Origin of the sequence: Brevibacillus borstelensis (assembly GCF_037834415.1) — a bacterium.
Taxonomy (GTDB): Bacteria; Bacillota; Bacilli; order Brevibacillales; family Brevibacillaceae; genus Brevibacillus; species Brevibacillus borstelensis_A.
This window is the reverse complement of record NZ_JAUMSJ010000020.1, coordinates 16,390-35,898: the sequence shown is the minus strand read 5'-3', so window position 1 is coordinate 35,898 and position 19,509 is coordinate 16,390. Positions and strand designations below refer to the sequence as shown.

The 19,509-nt window shown below is 54.6% G+C and carries 17 protein-coding genes and 2 riboswitches; of the genes, 7 read left to right on the top strand and 10 right to left on the bottom strand.

Annotated features, from left to right (window positions below; translation table 11 throughout):
• Positions 1–82 precede the first annotated feature (82 nt).
• The 5 genes from Q3F21_RS16445 to Q3F21_RS16425 form a co-directional block, all read right to left on the bottom strand.
• Positions 83–625 (bottom strand): GNAT family N-acetyltransferase, encoded by a 543-nt coding sequence (locus Q3F21_RS16445; RefSeq protein ID WP_340255149.1) that lies wholly within the window; start codon positions 623–625, stop codon positions 83–85.
• Between the two features lie 68 nt (positions 626–693).
• Positions 694–1,737, bottom strand: a complete 1,044-nt coding sequence (mtnA, locus tag Q3F21_RS16440) for an S-methyl-5-thioribose-1-phosphate isomerase (protein ID WP_340255146.1) — start codon at positions 1,735–1,737, stop codon at positions 694–696.
• The gene (mtnK, locus tag Q3F21_RS16435) at positions 1,734–2,963 is read right to left on the bottom strand and encodes an S-methyl-5-thioribose kinase (RefSeq protein ID WP_340255143.1); all 1,230 of its coding nucleotides are present in this window, start codon (positions 2,961–2,963) and stop codon (positions 1,734–1,736) included. Before mtnK ends, mtnA begins: the two co-directional genes overlap by 4 nt.
• Before the next feature lie 196 nt (positions 2,964–3,159).
• A riboswitch (SAM riboswitch) is annotated at positions 3,160–3,306 on the bottom strand.
• Between the two features lie 100 nt (positions 3,307–3,406).
• A complete protein-coding gene (locus Q3F21_RS16430; RefSeq protein WP_340255140.1) occupies positions 3,407–4,615 on the bottom strand; it encodes an anti-sigma factor in 1,209 nt (402 codons plus the stop codon).
• A complete protein-coding gene (locus Q3F21_RS16425; protein WP_340255137.1) occupies positions 4,590–5,111 on the bottom strand; it encodes an RNA polymerase sigma factor in 522 nt (173 codons plus the stop codon). Before Q3F21_RS16425 ends, Q3F21_RS16430 begins: the two co-directional genes overlap by 26 nt.
• A 165-nt stretch (positions 5,112–5,276) precedes the next feature.
• A riboswitch (SAM riboswitch) is annotated at positions 5,277–5,428 on the top strand.
• A 105-nt stretch (positions 5,429–5,533) separates the two neighbouring features.
• Here Q3F21_RS16425 and Q3F21_RS16420 point away from each other — a divergent pair.
• Genes Q3F21_RS16420 through Q3F21_RS16405 form a run of 4 tightly spaced genes read left to right on the top strand, consistent with a single transcriptional unit; the run spans position 5,534 to position 8,602 of the window.
• Entirely contained in the window at positions 5,534–6,748 is a 1,215-nt protein-coding gene (locus Q3F21_RS16420; protein WP_340255134.1) for a 2,3-diketo-5-methylthiopentyl-1-phosphate enolase, read from the top strand.
• Positions 6,745–7,422 carry a 2-hydroxy-3-keto-5-methylthiopentenyl-1-phosphate phosphatase gene (locus Q3F21_RS16415; protein WP_340255131.1) on the top strand — a complete coding sequence of 226 codons (678 nt, stop codon included), beginning with the start codon at positions 6,745–6,747 and terminating at the stop codon, positions 7,420–7,422. Before Q3F21_RS16420 ends, Q3F21_RS16415 begins: the two co-directional genes overlap by 4 nt.
• Positions 7,419–8,066 carry a methylthioribulose 1-phosphate dehydratase gene (locus tag Q3F21_RS16410; protein WP_340255127.1) on the top strand — a complete coding sequence of 216 codons (648 nt, stop codon included), beginning with the start codon at positions 7,419–7,421 and terminating at the stop codon, positions 8,064–8,066. Before Q3F21_RS16415 ends, Q3F21_RS16410 begins: the two co-directional genes overlap by 4 nt.
• 26 nt (positions 8,067–8,092) lie before the next feature.
• Positions 8,093–8,602, top strand: a complete 510-nt coding sequence (locus Q3F21_RS16405; protein WP_340255124.1) for a cupin domain-containing protein — start codon at positions 8,093–8,095, stop codon at positions 8,600–8,602.
• 78 nt (positions 8,603–8,680) lie between these two features.
• Here Q3F21_RS16405 and Q3F21_RS16400 read toward each other — a convergent pair whose 3' ends face one another.
• The 3 genes from Q3F21_RS16400 to Q3F21_RS16390 are packed head-to-tail and all read right to left on the bottom strand — an operon-like array spanning position 8,681 to position 12,452.
• Positions 8,681–9,799, bottom strand: a complete 1,119-nt coding sequence (locus Q3F21_RS16400) for a Ger(x)C family spore germination protein (protein WP_340255121.1) — start codon at positions 9,797–9,799, stop codon at positions 8,681–8,683.
• Complete coding sequence (locus Q3F21_RS16395) at positions 9,796–10,896, bottom strand: endospore germination permease (protein WP_340255118.1); 1,101 nt, start codon at positions 10,894–10,896, stop codon at positions 9,796–9,798. The genes Q3F21_RS16400 and Q3F21_RS16395 overlap by 4 nt, the downstream gene beginning before the upstream one ends.
• Positions 10,893–12,452 (bottom strand): spore germination protein, encoded by a 1,560-nt coding sequence (locus tag Q3F21_RS16390; RefSeq protein ID WP_340255115.1) that lies wholly within the window; start codon positions 12,450–12,452, stop codon positions 10,893–10,895. Before Q3F21_RS16390 ends, Q3F21_RS16395 begins: the two co-directional genes overlap by 4 nt.
• A 184-nt stretch (positions 12,453–12,636) precedes the next feature.
• Between Q3F21_RS16390 and Q3F21_RS16385 the strand changes: the two genes are divergently transcribed.
• The 3 genes from Q3F21_RS16385 to Q3F21_RS16375 are packed head-to-tail and all read left to right on the top strand — an operon-like array spanning position 12,637 to position 16,385.
• On the top strand, positions 12,637–13,725 hold the full coding sequence (locus Q3F21_RS16385) for an endospore germination permease (protein WP_340255112.1): 1,089 nt from the start codon (positions 12,637–12,639) through the stop codon (positions 13,723–13,725).
• Positions 13,715–15,226, top strand: coding sequence for a spore germination protein (locus Q3F21_RS16380; protein WP_340255109.1), 1,512 nt, complete (start codon positions 13,715–13,717; stop codon positions 15,224–15,226). The genes Q3F21_RS16385 and Q3F21_RS16380 overlap by 11 nt, the downstream gene beginning before the upstream one ends.
• A 1-nt stretch (position 15,227) precedes the next feature.
• Positions 15,228–16,385 (top strand): Ger(x)C family spore germination protein, encoded by a 1,158-nt coding sequence (locus Q3F21_RS16375; RefSeq protein ID WP_340255106.1) that lies wholly within the window; start codon positions 15,228–15,230, stop codon positions 16,383–16,385.
• Between the two features lie 115 nt (positions 16,386–16,500).
• On the opposite strand, the gene Q3F21_RS16370 is transcribed toward Q3F21_RS16375, so the two are convergent.
• Positions 16,501–18,279, bottom strand: a complete 1,779-nt coding sequence (locus tag Q3F21_RS16370; RefSeq protein WP_340255103.1) for an acyl-CoA dehydrogenase family protein — start codon at positions 18,277–18,279, stop codon at positions 16,501–16,503.
• A gap of 50 nt (positions 18,280–18,329) precedes the next feature.
• Positions 18,330–19,508: an acetyl-CoA C-acetyltransferase gene (locus Q3F21_RS16365; protein WP_340255100.1), complete on the bottom strand. Its 1,179-nt coding sequence runs from the start codon at positions 19,506–19,508 to the stop codon at positions 18,330–18,332.
• Position 19,509 lies beyond the last annotated feature (1 nt).

Genomic DNA, 19,509 nt, shown 5'->3' with positions numbered 1-19,509 from the left:
TTTTCCAATATCTTCATGGTAGTTTACGCAAAATTTCTTGTCAATCCAGCTTTTTCTACCGACTGCAAAAAACTTGAAGGATTCAGCGCCACTCCGAGGCAAGCATGCCGTATACGGCGTGATCCACGTAATGATCGTAAAGAAATTCATTGCTTCGCAGAATTCCCTCCAGCCTGAACCCGAGGCGTTCCGGAATCGCTCTGCTCTTTTTGTTCTCTGTGGCGGCTTGAATGGCGACCCTTTGCAAGTCCCACTCGCCAAAAATCAAGTGATCCAGATAAGCCGAGACGGCCGCCGTCATCAGACCATGCCCGGTGTACTGGACCCCCAGCCAATATCCGATAGACGTTTTTCTGTTTGACCAGTCGATATTGTGGACGCCTACTGTTCCCGCAAGCCGTCCGTTGTACCAGATCCCGAAATGGGTGCCTTGCCTGCGGCAGTCCTGATCCAACGTGGCGGAGATGAACCGTCTCGTATCCGCCACGTTTGTGACGATATCCAGCCACGGGAGCCATTCTCGCAGATGGAGGCGATTCGTGTCGGTCAGCCAAAACATTTCATCGGCGTCTTCGAGTTCCAGACGCTTTAACGCCGCATGTTGTGTCATCGGGATTACTTTCATGCCATCTCTCCCCCTCTTCCAAAGTGAAAAGAGCGCCCGAGGGCGCTTTATTTGGATAATGAATACACTTATTGCTTGGAATCACGGATGTCTTCCGGCTTGAAAATCCCGGTTTCGGTGACGATGGCGGTGATATACCGGGCTGGCGTTACGTCAAACGCCGGGTTGTACACCTTGATGCCGTCCGGCGCCACCTGCTTGCCCAAGCCGTGCGTGATTTCTTCAGCCGGGCGCTCTTCGATCGGAATGTCCGCTCCCGTCGGCGTCTCCAGATCGATGGATGACAGCGGCGCGGCCACGTAAAACGGGATTCCATGGGCTTTCGCCAGCACGGCAACGCCGTACGTTCCGATTTTATTGGCGACGTCGCCGTTTGCCGCCACCCGGTCGGTCCCGACGATGACAGCCTGCACTTTTCCCTGCGCCATCACCATGGCCGCCATATTGTCGCAGATCAGCGTGACGTCGATTCCCGCCTGCTGCAGCTCGTATGCCGTCAGTCTCGCTCCCTGCAGCACCGGTCTCGTTTCGTCCGCGTACACCTTCAGGTTCCATCCGCGTTCCTTTGCCAGGTAGAGCGGAGCTGTCGCCGTTCCGTAGGCGGCTGTCGCCAGCGCTCCCGGATTGCAGTGGGTCAGGATGCCCATCCCGTCCTGCAGCAAGCTGAGGAGGTGTTCGCCGATTGTCCGGCATACTTCCGCATCTTCGCGCTGAATCGCGAGAGCTTCGTCCAATACTGCCGCCTTCAACGCGTCTACCGGTTTTTCTCCCTCCTGCCGGACGCGGGCTTTGATGCGATCAAGCGCCCAGAACAGGTTCACCGCAGTCGGGCGAGCTGTCGCCAGGTAGTCGGCCTGCTCGATGAGCTGATTCCTGAAAGCTGCCGAATCCGCTGCTTCACTGTTCCGCACGCCGAGGTAAAGGCCGTACGCAGCAGCCATCCCGATCGCAGGGGCTCCCCGTACCTGCAGGTGGCGGATCGCCGCCCATACTTCCTCGGACGTGTTCAGGGATAGAAATACGGTTTCTACGGGCAAACGCGTCTGGTCGAGCAAAAGGAGTGAGTCCTTCTCCCACTTGACCGGTGCGAATGCTTCATGAGTTGTGGTCATACCGCTGCTGCCTCCTGATCAAATCTTGTCGTCGCATTGCGTACGATGTCTGTGATGTCGGTCGATTCTTCGATGCCGCCCCGCTTCAGGATCAGCTCCTGACCGATCAGCAGTGCCAGCCGCTCCGCTTCCGCACGGGTTTTTTCGTCGCTGATGCTGTTCAGATCGGCGACACCGGCAAGCCCGATCACGCGGCGCAGAATTTTACAGCCTGCAAACCCGGCCGTATCTTGAATCAACCGCTTCACATAGCTCTGCCAGAGTCCTTCCACATGTGCGCTGCGCTCTTTCGCCTGCTTGTGCCACAGCTGGACGAACTGGGAGACAAACTCGTTCCAGACGTCTTCTACAGTTGTCAGCAAGTATTCGCGATAGGACTCCCGCTTTCCTTCATCCTGCTCCAGACCGTGCTGGCCGGCGTAATTGAGGAGCAGATTGGCGATCACCGCGCCAATGTCAAAGCCGATCGGGCCGTAGTAGGCGAATTCCGGATCGATGACCTTCGTCGAGGTCTCGGTGACGAAAATGCTCCCCGTGTGAAGATCGCCATGCAGCAGCGCCTCGGCACGGGTGAGGAAATCGTACTTCAGCTTGGCGATTTCCAGCTTGAGCGGCTTGTTTTTCCAGATTTCCTCCACTTCCCGCCGAATCAGCGGGTTGAAGTTGTTGGTCGGAGCATTTTCATACGGATCGGTAAACACCAAGTCTTCCGTAATTTTGCATAATTCAGGATTCACGAATGTTCCGACAAGCGTTTTTTTCTCATAGGGATGCGCTCCCAGATCAGAGGTGTAGAAGAGCGTATGGGCCATAAAACGTCCGATTTGCTTCGCGAAGCTTGGATAGCGCCGCCCTTCGATCAGGCCTTTGCGCATCAGGATATGATCGCTGAGATCCTCCATTACCGTCAAGGCCAGCTCTTGATCGTAGCGGTACACCTGCGGGACGAGATCCGGAACGTATTTGTACTGGATGCGCAGGGCTTCGCTCTCGATGCGGGCGCGGTCCAGTGTCAACGGCCACGACTCGCCCACGACACGGGCATAAGGCAGAGCCTGCTTCACGATCACGCTTTTCCCTCTCGCTTCATCGCGGATGTGAAAGACAAGATTCAGGTTGCCGTCGCCAATCTCGCGGGAGGACAGGACAGCCCCTTCCGCAAACAGGCCGGGCAGCTCTTTTACATACTGTACTGCTTCTTGTTCAGTCAACGCACGATAAGCCATAACTCGTTTCTCCCCTCACGTCGTCAATTCGATATTTCCAGCGGCTTTTCTTGGCCGTTTTCAGCAGGGCAGGGACCGTGCGGCGCCTTGCCGACTGCGCCGCCGATCAAGCCGTTTTTGATAGCCAGACATGCAAAAAGACCTCTTTTCCCGAAGAAAAGAGGTCGTATACGTACGCGTTAGGCGTGTCGTCTCCCCCTTATCTTCCAGAATACTTTTGCTTCTGCAGGAATTAGCACCGTGCACATCGCTTTTGCCGAACTGTCAGTCAAGCTGACAGGCAAGCGCTGTGTCGGTTGCCGGGTATCATCGGGCCAGTCCCTCCACCTTCTCTGGATAAGGTATCCAACGTATGCTGTTTTGATTAGTTTGAATCATACACGCGCCTATGTCGCGCTGTCAACACTCTTTTGTTTTTTGCAAGAAAGCGGGCGCTTCCAGTCCTATCTGCTGCTTTGTTCACCCGATGCACTTGGACGATCCCAGTTCCACCAGTCGATTTGCCCGACGAATGCGGCCGTGATGACAGCTTCCTGCTTTAGCTTGAGCAGTTCTTTGGTCGGTCCGGTCACGACGATCCCGTACGTCCTGATGCCGTTTTTTTCCAGGTACTGATAGCGCTCTTCGATCTTCACCCCGGATCTGCTGTAGATCAGGCTTTTTCCGATGGCCTTGCTCAGCCGCTCCTGTCCTGCAAGATATTTCATTTCCTCCACGTACGCCCGGGTGCGGCGATCCACTTCGCCGTTTACTTGAATCGGTCCCGGTCCGTAATCCAGCGCATATTCGGAGAATCCCCAGACGTCCCCGGCCGAAAGCAGCACCACGCCGTCTCTGGCGTCTTCATCCCGTGCCTCCTGTCCGGTATCGACAGCCTGCCAGGTAAGGTCCAAATCGTACGGAGACAGGAACGCGTAAAGCTCCTCCAGGCTCATAAACCGATTGAAGGAAATCGCCAGCTGCGACACCGTCCCCTCCGGCAGCATTTCAAGCGTCTTCCACGCCGGGTCGCTTCTGAACGAGGTATCCTCCTGCAGCTTTGCCTGAAGCGGGAACAGAAAAAACAGGTTTTTCTGCCGAACGCCGTCATTCCATGAGGGTCTGGAAGAGATCAGGGAAAAGATATTGGACGTCTCAAAATACCCTGTATGCTGAGAGGCGGCTCCCACCTTTTCACGCATCTCCATCCGGATGTTGCCATAGAACAGGCCTACGCTTGAACTGCTGCCTCCCACCTCGATTCCCGGCTGGGTAAAATTCACCAAATCCTTGGACACCCGAAATGTTTCCTCGTACAAAGACTGACCGATCCAATAGTTTACGTACAACAGGACAAAACCGATCAGCAGTGAAATCCCTACCGTATAAGCAGCGTTGGACAGCCTACTCTTCCACTTTCCCCAGCGGATGATGGCGCGCTGCTTCTCCTCCGGCAAAAAATCCGCGGCCTTTTCTTCTGAATCTGCCTGGGTCAGCTCTTCCCCGAGCAAAAGCTCCTCCAGTCGCTCCGCGTATTCCGGGTCGTCTGCGAGACGCTGGCGCAATCCCGCTGTCTCCTCGTCGCCCAGTTCCCCCCGCAGATAAGCGAGGAGAAGCTGATCGCGCTCCTTGCTTGCCTGTTTCGCATCATTCACCTTGTCCGTATCCGCCATGTTGGCAATCCCCCCACCATTTTCGCATCTTGAGACGCCCCCGGTAGAGCGACCGCTTCACATCGGCCACCCCGATTCCGAGAATGTCGGCTATTTCCGCATAGCTGAGCTTGCCTGCATAAAGCAGCAGCACCTGTCGCTGTTTTTCCGGCAGTTCCCGAAGAGCAGCCTGTACAAGGGCTGCCGTCTCTTTGGCCATCGCCGCGGCTTCCGGACTGACTGCCCCCTGGTCCGCCTGTTCGGGAAGAGTCTCGATCAGGTGAACAGGTCTGCGCTTCTGTTTGCGGTGCCAGTCGATAAACGCGTGGTACGCTACCTTGAACAGCCAGGGGCGCACTTTTTCTCCCCGATAGGTATCCAGGTGCTGGAAGGCACGGAAAAAGGTCTCCTGCGTCAGGTCCTCCGCCCAGCCTGTGTCGCCGGTGAGCTTGCGGAGGTAGCGGTATATGTCATTGACGTGCAGGCGGTACACATCCTCCACTCCTGCCTTTCCCATTCCTTCACGCCCTTTCACCTTATACCACGCTGTTTTTTCAAAAAAGTTTCACCTGTGAGGATATTTTTAACGCTCAAATGTAACACTCAAAACGAGGGTTGACTCCCGAAGGGGAACATCATATCATGGGGATATCGCAAACGAAAATCATACTGTAACATGAAACTCTTATCGCGAGCTGGCTGAGGGACTGGCCCTATGATGCCCGGCAACCGGCGCTTCCCCTGAACGGGAGCGAAACGGTGCTAATTCCAACGGTGAGAGTCGACTACGCCGACGAAAGTCCGCTGGATCGACCCTGAACCGAGAGATGAGAGGAGACGAAAACGTTATCGGACGAAAGCGCCTCCCCTCACGAAGGGGAGGCTTTTTTGTATACGTGGCCAAGCCAAGTTTTCCGATGAAAAAAGGGGGATTCCTGATTGAGTGAACAACGTATCCTCGTAACCTATCTGACTCAAGCGAAGGACCTGCAAAAAAAGGCGGAAGCGATCGCTGTCGGCATGACAGTCGGCAGCTGGACCGATCTGCCCGCCGCCAAGCAGGAAGATCTGAAGCCATATCTGGGTGAAGCTGTCAGCACTCAGACGCTCGAAACGCTGGAAAATGGCGAAAGCAGCGGATTGATTGCGATTAACTACCCGATTCGCAATTTTACTGCAGACATCCCGTCCTTGTTGACTGGCGTCTTCGGCAAACTGTCCATGGACGGCAAGATCAAGCTGATCGATATCCAGTTTCCGGAAGCGTTCTTGTCCGCTTTTCCGGGGCCGAAGTACGGCATCGCGGGTCTCAGGGAGCGCCTTGGCGCGCATGACCGTCCTCTTTTGATGAGCATTTTCAAATCGTGTCTCGGACTGCCGTTTGACGATTTGAAAACCCAGTTCCGCGCACAGGCTCTGGGCGGCGTCGACCTGGTGAAGGACGACGAGATTTTCTTTGCCGATGACCGTGCGCCTTTCCTGGAGCGAATCCGGGCGTTTAAACAAATTGCCCGGGAAACCGAGGCGGAAACCGGCAAGCCGGTCTTGTATGCAGCGAATTTGACCGGACCTGTCACCGACTTGGCCGAACGCGCCAAGCGGGCCGTAGAGGCGGGCGCGGACTGCCTGCTGTTCAACGTGCTTGCCTTTGGCTACGATGCCTTGCACCGCCTGGCCGCAGATTCGGACATTCGGGTGCCGATCATGGCCCATCCGGCTCTCGCGGGAGCCTGCTATCCGTCGCCCGACTACGGAATTGCGACGCCTCTGCTCCTCGGCAAGCTGATGCGGCTTGCCGGAGCGGACCTGGTGCTCTTCCCGTCGCCATACGGAAACGTGGCGCTGGACAAGGAAGCAGCGCTGCAGCTCGCAAAGCATTTGACCGAGCCGAAAAGCTCCTTGCGCGAATCCTTCCCCGTACCGTCTGCGGGCATTCATCCCGGACTCGTTCCGCAATTGTACGCGGATTTCGGCCTGGATCAGGTGGTCAACGCCGGGGGCGGCATTCACGGTCACCCGGGCGGCGCGACAGCGGGAGCCCGCGCGTTTGTAGCGGCAATCCAGGCAGTCGTGGCAGGGCAGACGCTGGAGGAAGCGTCCCTTGCCTCTCCTGAACTGTCGCAAGCCTTGCAGAAATGGGGGGCAAAGCGATGAGCAAGCCACTCGTACTGTTTTGCGATTTCGACGGAACGATTACAGAGAAGGACAACATCGTCGCGATCATGCGCCGCTTTGCGCCTCCTGAGCGGGAAGAGCTGATCGAGCGGATACTCACCCAAAAGGTTTCCATCCGAGAAGGCGTGGGAGCGCTGTTCCAGCTGATTCCGTCCGAGAAAAAGCAGGAAATTATTGACTTCATCGTCAAAGAAGCGACGATTCGCCCCGGTTTCGCCGAATTCGTCCGCTTTTGCCGGGAGGAAGGCATCGAGCTGTTGATCACCAGCGGCGGGATTGACTTTTTTGTCGAGCCGATCCTCGCCCCGTTCGAGCTCGATGTGCCGATCTACTGCAACGGCAGCGACTTTGGCGGGCCTCGCATCACGATTACCTGGCCGCACGCGTGCGACGAGCATTGCGACAACAACTGCGGCATGTGCAAAACGGCCATTATCCGCCGCTACGATCCAGAGCGCTACTACCGCGTCGTCATCGGCGATTCGATCACCGATCTGGCCGGAGCCAAAATCGCCGACTTTGTCATCGCACGCTCGCTCCTGGCACAAAAAAGCGAGGAACTGGGGCTTCCCTTCAAGCCATTCGCGACGTTCCACGACGTCATCGCCATTTTGCAGGAGCTGAAACGCAGGCAGGAGGTGCGATCTACATGACGATTACGCTTGAACAGCGCTTGGACGCTTTCCGCCGCCTGGACGAAGCCAAGCTGGCCTTTGCCCGCCGGGACTGGTTTCCCGGCACCAGCGGCAACCTTTCGATCAAATTGAGCGCAGAACCGCTGCAATTCGCCGTGACGGCCAGCGGCAAGGACAAGACAAAGCTCTCACCCGAGGATTATCTGGTGGTGGACGGCGATTGTCAGCCGGTAGAGCCTACGGCGCTCAAGCCATCGGCGGAGACGCTGATCCACGCCGTCGTCTATCGCAAAGTCCCGCAGGCACATGCCTGCTTTCACGTCCACACCGTCTGGAACAACCTCATCTCTGAGCTGTACTTCGGCCAGCGAGCCTTTTCCATTCAAGGTCAGGAGCTGATCAAGGGGCTGGGCATCTGGGAAGAAAACGCCCGCATCACGGTCCCGATTGTCGAGAATTTTGCCGATATTCCGACGCTGGCTGCCGCGATTGAAAAAGTTATTACACCAGAGGTTCCCGGCGTGTTGATCCGCAACCACGGCATTTACGCCTGGGGCGACAGCGACTTTACGGCGAAACGGCATCTGGAAGCATTCGAATTCCTGTTTGAATACCACGCGCGCTGGCTGCAGCTTCGCCAAGCCGCCGTGGCTGCTCCATAACCAACCATCCCAAGGAGGCCTCTATCATGGCAAAAGTGCGCTTTCACGACAACAACGAGTATTTGACCGGCGAGAGTGTCGTCTCGTTTTTGGACACGCAGGGAATCATTTACGAGCACTGGGGCGTCGACCGCCTGGACGAACAGCTCAAGAGCAACTACAGCCCGACCGATGAAGAAAAGCAGCAGATCCTCGACGCTTTCAAACCGGAGATCGATGCGATCAGCGAACACCGCGGCTATCTGACAGCCGATATCATTGTCTTGTCTGACAAGACGCCGAATCTGGATGAATTGCTGGTCAAATTCAAGGGCGAGCATCACCACACCGATGACGAGTGCCGTTTTTGCGTGGACGGCCACGGCATTTTTGCTATCAAGGGACAAGACGGCCGTTACTTCGACGTGGAGATGGAGCCGGGCGACCTGATCTCCGTTCCTCCCAACTACCGCCACTACTTTACCTTGATGGACGACCGCAAGATAAAAGCGATCCGCCTGTTCGTCACCCCTGCGGGCTGGGAAGCGATTTATTAATTCACGGATAAGAAAGAGCCCTCTCCCGAGCTTTGCGGATTGCCGTATCCGTCGATTTCCGCTCTGAGAGAGGGTTTTTTATTCCGTAATGCCAATCCCTTTGATGGAGATAACAGGCTTGACCCGTACCTCTGCTTTGGCAAATGCCGCGGGCCAATCATCCTGGACCTTCTTCCATTCCTTGTACTGGTACGCCCGGGCGTACACCCCGAAGCCAACTGGATCTACCTTGTGTTTTTGAAATTTGCTGATCAGGTCGGCGTACTTTTGGGTCAGCTGCTTCTCAATCATCTGTTCCAGCTTCTTATGCTGTTTGGCCGGTTCAATCGGGAACATCCGTTCCGCCAGAGAGACATCCATTTGCAATTCGACCTCGAATCGAAATCGGTTGTCGCGGTATCCGGTTTTTACTGTTTTGGTAACATCTTTGACAAAGAAAGAGACTCGCGGTTTGACCACTTTCTGCTTATCTGATTGCCCTGGCAATGGCACTGTCGGCGTCAGCTCTCCCTGCAATTTGTGTATGAGAATCTGAAGCAGAATCGTATCTTTGGGAAGGAGCAGCGTAACGTATTGCCCATGGTGGTCCAACAGAGACGTGCCCATGACTTCCACAACGTTGTTTTGCCTTTTGAATTCGGTAATCGACGGCGTCATCCCCTTTTCAGCCATCATGCGGTGAAATTCCTGCGTTGTCGTTTTGACTGTCAAATTTCGGCGGTTCGCCGTATCGAGCAATTGAGTGAGATGAAGCGGCAGACGAGGTTTATCCGCCGGATTCAAATGAAAGACGGAATGAACGGGGCCATCTACCACCACGACCCGAGAGTTTACCGTCATCCGTCCGTCCCTGTAGAGAGTGTCGAGCAGCGAAAACCAGTCAGGATGCTGCAATAGCCGCTTGCCGAGCACAACAAGCTGGATTTTCCCGCCTACGGTCAGCGCTGTCACGAGAGCATCAAACCTTTTAGTCGATTGACGGATACTATCGGCTCTTACTCCGAACTCCTCTACCTTCTTTTTCGCGTCCTTGCTGAATACAGGGCTTGATACGTAGAACAAGAGCTCATTTTTTTCGCTCAGGTCTATCCCCGCCATAAGCGCCAAGGTTACATCCTCCAGATTTCGCAAATCGGCGCATCCCGGCAGTATTGCCAATAGAATCGTCAGGAACAGGATGTGCAATCGCCGGATCATGGCATCCTCCTTTGCCTGTATTTGTGAAACAAGCGTCCGTACCCCCACAAGAGCAAGGGAACTGCGTATCCGAAAATCATCCCCGCTGTACTCCATGTGTCACCCAGCTTTTGAATACCGAAAAAGGAAGGCGTATAAAGCATAGTCCCCCCTACAATCAACCCGATAAATCCCATCAGATATAGCTTTTCATTAGACTTTTTCATCAGCCGACCCGTTCCAAAAACCGCAAAGTACATGTACGGCATCCAGGTTGTCGAAATGATAAACAGATAGAACGCAAGAAATAGAATGTCGATCCGCTCTAAAAACCGGTATTCAACCCCTTTCCACATGCTTAAAACAGGCCAGATAAACTTTGTAATTTGATCCGGGCTGAAGATGACATAAGCAATAAGGGTGACGAACAGGAACAAAAGCATCGATAGCGTATTGGCAATGACAATTCCTACAGAGGCAAACTGCTTTTTTTCCAGATGCGGGTACAGAAAAAAGGCCAACTCAAAGCCTAAATAAGAGAGAATTGTGGTTGGCACAGCCTCCAGAACAGGTCCCCATCCCTCCTTTAATACGGGCAAAAGATACAGAAATTGAGGTTCCTTCAAGGAAAGGATCAATGCAACCGGCACCCATAAACTCAGGTAAAAAATCAATTCCGCATATCGCGCCAGCGTCTTAACGCCTTTGCCGACCAAAAACAAGACAGGAATCAAAAGCAAAATCATGATTTGGTAAAAAGGAGTGAACGGCAAAAGCCAAACCTTCAAGATACCACCCGTATTGGCTAGCACAGTAACGGCAGCGTATGCGCAATAAAGCACAATCACCGCGATGAAACACTTCCCCAGCCATTTGCCGAAAAACATGGGAATCAGATCAATGATGGTGCATTCGGGATACCTTTTCATCGTGCTTATAATGATCAAACTGGCCACAATCGCTGCAAGCCATCCGAGAATAATCCCGATCCAGCCATCCGTCCCTGCAATTTCCGCCACATCGCGGGGGATGGTCAAGATACCGATTCCGACCTGGGCTCCGTGGATAAAAAAAATGTACTGCAGGACAGTAATTTGTCTGGTCGCGTATGGATTCACTGTCCCTCCTCCCCCGAACTGTATTTATCCTGCCTTTTGGTCTGAACCGCTCTGGCGCTAACCGGCCGCTTGTCCATCTTCCACAAGGGGATCCGGAGAATCAGGTCCTTCCAGTCGGAAAATCTGGCAGGCGCCAGCGGAGCCCCATAAGGGACGCCGAGGGTTTCCAGCGCGATCATATGACCGACCAATCCCATCAAGCCGATAACAATCCCCACGATGCCGAACATGGCCGCCAGCCCCATCATCAAAAAGCGGACCAAGCGGACGGCGGAAGCCATGTCGTAGTTGGGGATGATAAACGAAGCAATCGCCGTAAACGCGACGACGATCACCATGATGTTGCTGACAATCCCCGCTGATACGGCGGCTTGGCCGATCACGATACCCCCGACGATACCGACAGTTTGCCCGATCGGGGCAGGCAAGCGTATCCCCGCCTCCCTGAGCATTTCCAGCGTAATCTCCATCAGCATCGCCTCCAAAAGCGGCGGAAAAGGCACGCGTTCCCTCGATTCCCCGACAGAGAGCAGCAAATCCAACGGGATGATTTCATAATTGAAGGAAATAACCGCAATGTATAAGGCTGGCAAAAAGGTGGCAACCAAAAAGGCCAAAAACCGCAGCGCCCGAATAAAGGTAGCGACAGGCCAGCGCAAATTATAGTCGTCCACGTTTTGGAAATAGGTAACGAAACCAGCGGGTCCGATCAGTACTTTGGGCGTCCGATCCACGACGACCGCAACTCTTCCCTGCAGGATGTGGGAGGCGGCAGTGTCCGGCCGCTCCGTCGTGATCAGTTGAGGAAACGGAGAGTACCTGCTGTCCTCGATGATTTCTCGCAATTCCCCCGTGTTTAATATTGTGTCGACATTGACCTGTTGCAGCCTGTCTACCATCTCTTTCACCACTTCCGGCTTTGCCACGTCAGCCAGATAGAGGACGGAGGCTTTGCAAGTCCCTCTTCTCCCTATGGTGAACTCCTGGATTTTCAACTCGCGGTTGGGAATATACCGACGAATCATCGCTATATTTTGTATGCTCGTTTCCACAAAGCCCTGATGCGCCCCCAAAAGCGAGGCCTCTGACTGGGGGTCCTCGATAGCTCTCTGCGGCCAACCTCGCGCTTCTATCACATAGACCTTGCTTTGTCCTTCGAGGAACAACAGGCTGTTCCCCAGAAGAATCGCGGGCTCAACATCATTCCAGTCCGTGATGTAATCCATGCTTCCCACTGTAATGACATTGAAAATACTGCTCTCTCTCGCTCGCCGCTTTTCCAAAAAAGGGCGGATTATATCGTTGTTAATCGCGTTTCTATCCACTAATCCGCTTAGATAAACCAGTATGGCCCTCTCTCTCGTCACGGGATTGTCCAAATGGCGAATGATCAGATCAGGCGTAAGCGGAAACAGTGAACGGAGCTCCCGCATGTTATCAGACAAGCTCGAACTTACGGGGCGTGCCTGGTGCTGGGCAGGTTGAGTTGCCCGTGCATCTCCTGTTTGCTTTACAGACGATTTCTTGCCGCGTAGCCAGTCTCTAAGATTTCTCATGAGATCCTACCCTTGAGCATAGTTGTATTCTTTTTGTTAGAGTGAGGAACCCTCATTAAAAATATGCATAGCCTGACTGCATCAAGCCTCGCTTGTACAGGTAGAGGCGCCGGACAGGTCCTGTATACTATCTCATCAATTGCTCATACTTAGGAGAGATCAGGAAAAGTCTGGCGGGAACTCTATGAAAAATGGCATTTCGTTTGTTCAATTAGTCTTTATACTCATGCTCTCCAACGGACTCATGAACCACGTGATCGTCATCCCCCTGCTCCTGGATGCAGCGAGGAGAGATGCTTGGCTCTCCGTGCTTGGTGTGGTCCCGCTGTACCTCCTTTTCATTTGGATGATCGCCTGCATTTATCGGAATACCGGGAATGGACCGCTGCTGGAATGGTTGAAAAAGCAGTATGGAACAGGCACCGCCAAAGTTCTTTCTTTTCTCTTTGCGATCTACGTGTTTGCGCTGGCTGTCATCACGATCAAAGACACAGTCACCTGGGTCAATCTCACGTTTGCTCCTCGAACTCCCATGTATATCCATGGGTTGGTTTTTGCTCTTGTCTGTCTCATCAACTCTCTCTTTGGCATACGTTCCATCGCGATGGTATCTGTCTTGCTGCTGCCAATCGTCGTTGTCCTCGGCTTCTTTGTGATGAGCACCAACTTGCAGTACAAGGATTATTCTTATCTCTTCCCCATCCTTGAGTACGGATGGGAACCGATGAAGCGGGGAATGGTGTATGCCGGTGCCGGCTTCTCTGAATTAATCCTGCTCCTTTTGCTCAAGCAGCACATCGGGGTAAAGGTCACCTTCTGGAGGCTGGCTGTTTTGGGGGCCATCATGGTATGGCTGACACTAGGTCCGCTTACCGGTGCCATTACCGAATTTGGACCGGAGGAAGCAGCTAAACTGCGCTATCCCGCCTTTGAGGAATGGCGGCTGGTCAAAATCGGCCTGTATATCGAGCACGTGGATTTTTTCAGTATTTATCAATGGTTCAGCGGAGCCTTCATCCGCGTGTCCCTCGCTTTTTACCTGCTCGTTGAGATATTTGATTTTCCCGACGGCCGCAAGCGGGTTCGCGTTCTCGTCCTCGCCTGTATTGTCGCTGTCTGCATGGCATTGTGGCCCTATGACGACATCTCGTTCTATCTGTCGCTGACCAGATTTTTGCTCCCCGGCCTGCTGATTGCCGCCTTGCTCCTGTCTTTGACGCTTGCGCTACTGGCGTTACTCTCCCGCAAGAAGGAGGACCTTCATGAAAAATGAAACGCGAGAGCACCCTTCCGACCAGGTGAATGTCCCGGGTGAGATTCCCCGTCTGGACAGCCTCAGTTCGGAAGCGATCCGCCGGCTCTTTTCGGGCTGCCACGATGTCTCTGTAGAAGAATACGGCATGCTCCCTCATCTGCAAAACGTCACTGTATTTCTGATCTATGCGGAAGGACTTTGTGACAAGCATATCCTCATGGAGTACATCCTTCCGGAGATGAGTGAATTATTTCGTTCGGGAGAGATCGCCGAAGAGCAAGATTTGGAGCGAAAACGTCCCTTTCTCCTGAAAAAATTGACTCCTACGGATGCAGGGGAGCTCGCAGACCATGTGTTCGATGGACATTTGCTGATCCTGTTTAACGAGTGGGGAACGCTGTACAGCTTGGATGCAGACAATCGCCCGCAGCGCTCCCCCGAAGAACCGAATACGGAAGTCTCCATCCGCGGGCCGCGCGACGGGTTTACCGAGGATATCACTACGAATGTCGCGCTGATACGCAAGCGGCTGAAAACCCCTCTCTTGCACTACGAATCGTACATTTTGGGAAGCCAAACACGGACGAAGGTCGGGTTGCTGTACCTTCACCAAACAATTGAACAAAAGCTTGTCGAGGAAATCCGCACCAAGCTCTCGTCAATCAAGAGCAACGGGATCGTAACAACCACGCAGCTGGAAGAGCTTTTGCTGGATACCCCGTTTACGATTCTGCCGTTGTATGAGTATACGGGTAGACCCGATTTCGTCGTCAACAGCCTGTTGACCGGGCGCTTTGCCATCTTGGTCGACGGTTCCCCGACAGCGCTTATCGCACCGACCAACTTTACGTATCTGATCAACACGTCGGAGGATGCCAACACCTCGATTTACATGGTCGTCTTCGTCCGCATCATCCGCCTGTGCAGTGTGTTCGCCGCCTTGTTTTTGCCCGGATTCTGGGTGGCATTGGTCACGTACCATCAGGACCAGCTGCCTTACACGCTGATCGCCACCATGGTGATCTCCCGCCAAGGCGTGCCGCTTCCCGCCGCTTTGGAAGCTCTGTTCATGCTTCTGCTGTTTGAGTTGTTTCGCGAAGCGGGATTGCGCATGCCGATGGCCATCGGGCAAACGCTCTCTGTCGTCGGCGGACTGATTGTCGGACAGGCAGCGATCTCTGCCGGATTGACCGCTCCCGGCAGCCTGGTGATCATCGCTATTTCCATCATGGCCACATTCACCATGGTGAATCAGAGTGTGGTCGGGACACTTAGTCTCCTCCGCATCTCCGTGCTGATCATTTGTTCGTTTCTCGGGATATTCGGGTTCATGATGGCGCTGATCGGCGTTCTCCTCTTCTTTGCCAACTCTCGTTCCTTTGGCGTCTATTATCTGACACCGCTCTCTCCCCCTGTTCTGCGAGACTTGGCCAAGGTTCTGATTCGCACGCCATGGCGGTTATGGGAAGGAAAAGCAAGCATTTTGAAACGCGCTTCGCGCAAGGAGACAGATTCTTAGCATGGTACGAATGAAGCGTATGCTAGGCGTTGTATTGGCTGCTTCCATCCTGCTTGGCGGCTGCTGGAACGCCCGGGATATCGAACAGCTTATTTACATCGATGCCATCGGAGTCGATTACGTCGATCGCAAGGTAGTCATCTATCTGCAAATTCTCGGCTTCTCCAACATCGCCAAAAAGGAGACCGGCACTCAATTGACGCGAGAACCGATCTCCGTTGCAAAAGGCGAAGGCGACACTTTCGTTTCGGCCATCTATCAAATTTATACGACCACTCAGCAACGGCTCATATGGAGCCACGTTCACGCCATCGTCTTCACCGAACGGGCTTTGAAGCATGAAAAGTTTGATGAGGTCATGGATGCGCTTGACAGGTACCAAGAATTTCGTTACTCCGTGTGGTCCTTTGCCACGAAGGAATCGCTTGAGGACGTCCTTACCGCCAGACCGATACTGGGGATATCCATCCTCTATTCCCAGCTGGCGGACCCCAAAGACATTTACGGCCAATATTCGTACATTCGCCCCTTATTGTTGTTTCGCACCATTTCCGAAAGAAACGAGCCCAATGGAGTAGTCCGCCTTCCCTACCTGTCAGTGGAAAGAAAACCATGGGCGGAAAACAAAAAACACCTTCCGCAGCTGAAGATGGACGGAATCTGCTTCCTGCAAAACGAAAAGCTGAAAGCGTGCTTGCCTCACGAGCAGGTCGCAGGGACTCGCTGGCTGGAGAAAGAGACGAGGCGGACGCTTCTTAAGACCAAGGGAAAAAAATCGGCTCTCCTGGTTATGGAAACCCCACGCCCCAGGATCATCCCGGACTTAGAAGGAGGGCGTCCCGTCTTTCGCGTATCCATAAAGACAACGGGTTACGTGACTCAGTTGTTTCAGCCAACTCCCATAGCGCTCTTGGAGAGGGATGCAGCGGGACAAATCGAAGCGGAGGTGCGCTCACTCTATGACCGGGGAATGAAGCTGGGCATCGATACGCTTGGTCTGGGGCATTCCTTTTATCGAAAATTTCCCCGCGAGTGGCATCGCTTGAAAAAGGAGGGCGTGCTTCCCCTGTCGCCGGACTCTTTGAAAGCGATTGAGGTCGAGGTCAAAATAACGGACGGAGGCATATCGAAAGTGCGTCAGCGGAAAACGAAGCAATGAAAGACAACGCCGATAAGCAAAGCAGATCACCAGGGGGATGCCCCCACGGTGATCTGCTTCTGTTTGCGGAAGAACTGTACCGCGATATCAAATGGGAAGGGCCTTTCCCCGACTCCTACAGCACATATCCGCCGGCTTCGATGACCCGGTCGGCAATCGTACGCTTCAGCTGGACCGTGTTGATCGGAGTGCGGCGCGTGAGCTTTTTCAAAATCGAGAGACGAATTCTGAGGTCGTCGCCTTCCTCCATGGCAGCCAGCGCTTCCTTCGCCCATGCTTCGACCTTGTCAAAGGCATCGCTCACGTAAACGATCGTCAGGTCCAGCTTCTGCCGCTCCTTCTCCACACCGTTTTTGGCAATGGCCTTCTCTGTCCGCTTGACGACGCTGTCCATCGCGTACAGCTCGATCAGCATGTCAGCCGCGAGAGCGAGCAGCTCCTGCTCTTTTGCAATCGCCTGCTGGTACTTCATCAGCGCAGAACCGGCCACCATCAAAATGATTTTGCGGGTCATGTCGATGAAGTGCTTTTCCTGAGCCAGCGGCGCGTCTTCGACCTCCTCCGGATAGTAGCTCATCAGCTCTTCCTGCAGATTGGCAGCCGCCTGAAGCAGAGGCAGCTCTCCCTTCATCGCTTTCTTGACGAGCATGTCAGGAATCAGCAGGCGGTTGATTTCGTTGGTCCCTTCGAATATCCGGTTGATCCGGGAGTCTCGGTACATGTTCTCGATCTCGTACTCCGACATAAAGCCGTAGCCCCCGTGGATTTGCACCCCTTCGTCCACACAGTAGTCGAGTACTTCCGTGGCGAAAACCTTGTTGATCGAGCATTCGATGGCATATTCGGCGATAGCCTTGGCCACCTCGCGCCCGTCGTCCGCCTTGTCTCCGAGGCTGGAAAGAGCGTTGTCAAACAGGCCGACTGTCCGGTACACGGAGCTTTCCGACGCATATGTTTTCAGCGCCATGTTGGCCAGCTTGTTTTTGATCAGCGTAAAGCTGGCAATCGGCGTCTTGAACTGCTTTCGCTCTTTTGCGTAGCCAGTCGCCAGCTCCAGCGCCCGTTTCGCGGAGCCGACCGCTCCCACGGCGAGCTTGTAGCGCCCTACGTTGAGGATGTTAAAAGCAATCACATGGCCTCTGCCCGGCTCGCCCAGCAGGTTTTCCACCGGTACCGGAACGTCTTCCAGAATGACGGTGCGGGTAGAGGAACCTTTGATGCCCATCTTCTTTTCCTCGGGCCCAAACGATACGCCCGGGAATTCGCGCTCCACGATAAAGGCGGTAAAGTGCTCGCCATCGATTTTGGCGTAGACGATAAAGACGTCGGCAAAGCCTGCGTTGGTGATCCATTGCTTCTCGCCGTTCAGGATGTAGTGCTTGCCGTCCTCGGACAGTTTGGCCGTCGTTTTGGCGCCGAGCGCGTCTGAACCGGAGCCCGGCTCGGTCAGGCAGTAGGCAGCCAGCCGCTTCCCCGAAGCGAGGTCGGGCAGGTAGCGGCGCTTTTGATCGTCATTGCCGAAGTAAACGATCGGCAGAGAACCGATGCCTACGTGAGCTCCGTAGCTGAGCGCAAAGCCGCGGGCCAGAGAAAACTTCTCTGTCACCAAAGCCGTGCTCACTTTGTCCAGACCCAGTCCATCGTATTTTTCCGGCACATCGCCGCCCAGAAGGCCCAGTTCGCCGGCTTCCTTCAGCAGGCGGACCGAGATGTCGAACTGATGGTTCTCGATCTCCTCCAGATGCGGGCGAACCTCGCCGACGACGAACTCTTCCGTCGTTTTGGCGATCATTTTTTGCTCTTCCGTGAAATCCTCGGGAACAAACATCGAGTCGGCGCTGCCTGCATCAATCAGAAAGCTGCCGCCGCGAATCAATTCTTTGGTATCAGCCATTGCCATTCCTCTCCTTTAGCTTTTCGATTGAAAAACCCCAAAGCGATTGCCTACACCATTTCAAATACGCCTGCGGCTCCCATCCCGCCGCCGATGCACATCGTGACGACGCCGTACTTGCCGCCGCGCCGTTTCAATTCGCTCAGAAGGGATACGGTCAGCTTGGCACCTGTACAGCCAAGCGGATGGCCCAGCGCGATCGCTCCGCCGTTGACGTTCACCTTCTCTTCGTCGAGACCAAGCTCCCTGATGACCGCCAGCGACTGGGAGGCGAACGCTTCGTTCAGCTCAAACAGGTCCACATCGGCAATGCTCAGGCCAGCCATTTTCAGCGCCTTCGGAATGGCCACCACCGGTCCGATCCCCATCACGTCCGGATCTACCCCGCCGACCGTAAACGATCTGAACTTGGCGATCGGCTGGACTCCCAGCTCCGCTGCCTTTTCCGCCGACATGACCAGAACGGCAGCGGCGCCATCGCTCGTCTGCGAAGAGTTCCCCGCCGTGACACTGCCTTTGACGTGGAAGACCGGCTTCAATTTTGCCAGCGCTTCCAGCGATGTGTCTGCCCGGACTCCTTCGTCCGTGTCAAAAACGCGCTCTTGCACGTGCAGCTTGTGATTTTCATCGAGATAGTGCGACTTGACGGTGATCGGGACGATTTCTCCGCTGAATTTGTCTGCCTTAAGCGCCGCTGCCGCACGCTGGTGACTCCTCAGCGCGAAAGCGTCCTGATCCTCGCGGCTGATCTGATAGCGCCTCGCCACCTCCTCGGCCGTGTGTCCCATGCCCATGTACGCTTCCGGCATGGTCTCGACCAGCGTCGGGTTCAACGCTACCTTGTGACCGGCCATTGGCAGCAGGCTCATGCTCTCTACGCCGCCGGCGACGATCACGTCAGCCCCGCCCACCATGATCTGATGGGCCGCATAGGCGATCGTCTGCAAGCCGGATGAACAAAACCGGTTGACCGTAATGCCGGATACGTTTGTCGGAAGCCCTGCCCGCAAACCGATCAGGCGGGCCATGTTCATGCCTTGTTCCGCTTCCGGAACAGCGTTGCCGATAATGATGTCCTCGATGTCAGCCGGGTTCAGCTGCGGCACCCGGCCAAGCAGATTGCTGACGACTGCAGCGCCCATATCAACGGGATGAACATCCTTCAGGCTGCCGCGCTTGGCTCTGCCAACAGCGGTGCGGGCGCCTGCGACGATTACTGCTTCCTTCATG

Coding starts and splice junctions, on each gene's coding strand:
- Q3F21_RS16445 (WP_340255149.1), bottom strand. CDS start 625: ATGAAAGTAATCCCGATGACACAACATGCGGCGTTAAAGCGTCTGGAA.
- mtnA (WP_340255146.1), bottom strand. CDS start 1,737: ATGACCACAACTCATGAAGCATTCGCACCGGTCAAGTGGGAGAAGGAC.
- mtnK (WP_340255143.1), bottom strand. CDS start 2,963: ATGGCTTATCGTGCGTTGACTGAACAAGAAGCAGTACAGTATGTAAAA.
- Q3F21_RS16430 (WP_340255140.1), bottom strand. CDS start 4,615: ATGGCGGATACGGACAAGGTGAATGATGCGAAACAGGCAAGCAAGGAG.
- Q3F21_RS16425 (WP_340255137.1), bottom strand. CDS start 5,111: ATGGGAAAGGCAGGAGTGGAGGATGTGTACCGCCTGCACGTCAATGAC.
- Q3F21_RS16415 (WP_340255131.1), top strand. CDS start 6,745: ATGAGCAAGCCACTCGTACTGTTTTGCGATTTCGACGGAACGATTACA.
- Q3F21_RS16410 (WP_340255127.1), top strand. CDS start 7,419: ATGACGATTACGCTTGAACAGCGCTTGGACGCTTTCCGCCGCCTGGAC.
- Q3F21_RS16405 (WP_340255124.1), top strand. CDS start 8,093: ATGGCAAAAGTGCGCTTTCACGACAACAACGAGTATTTGACCGGCGAG.
- Q3F21_RS16400 (WP_340255121.1), bottom strand. CDS start 9,799: ATGATCCGGCGATTGCACATCCTGTTCCTGACGATTCTATTGGCAATA.
- Q3F21_RS16390 (WP_340255115.1), bottom strand. CDS start 12,452: ATGAGAAATCTTAGAGACTGGCTACGCGGCAAGAAATCGTCTGTAAAG.
- Q3F21_RS16385 (WP_340255112.1), top strand. CDS start 12,637: ATGAAAAATGGCATTTCGTTTGTTCAATTAGTCTTTATACTCATGCTC.
- Q3F21_RS16380 (WP_340255109.1), top strand. CDS start 13,715: ATGAAAAATGAAACGCGAGAGCACCCTTCCGACCAGGTGAATGTCCCG.
- Q3F21_RS16375 (WP_340255106.1), top strand. CDS start 15,228: ATGGTACGAATGAAGCGTATGCTAGGCGTTGTATTGGCTGCTTCCATC.
- Q3F21_RS16370 (WP_340255103.1), bottom strand. CDS start 18,279: ATGGCTGATACCAAAGAATTGATTCGCGGCGGCAGCTTTCTGATTGAT.
- Q3F21_RS16365 (WP_340255100.1), bottom strand. CDS start 19,508: ATGAAGGAAGCAGTAATCGTCGCAGGCGCCCGCACCGCTGTTGGCAGA.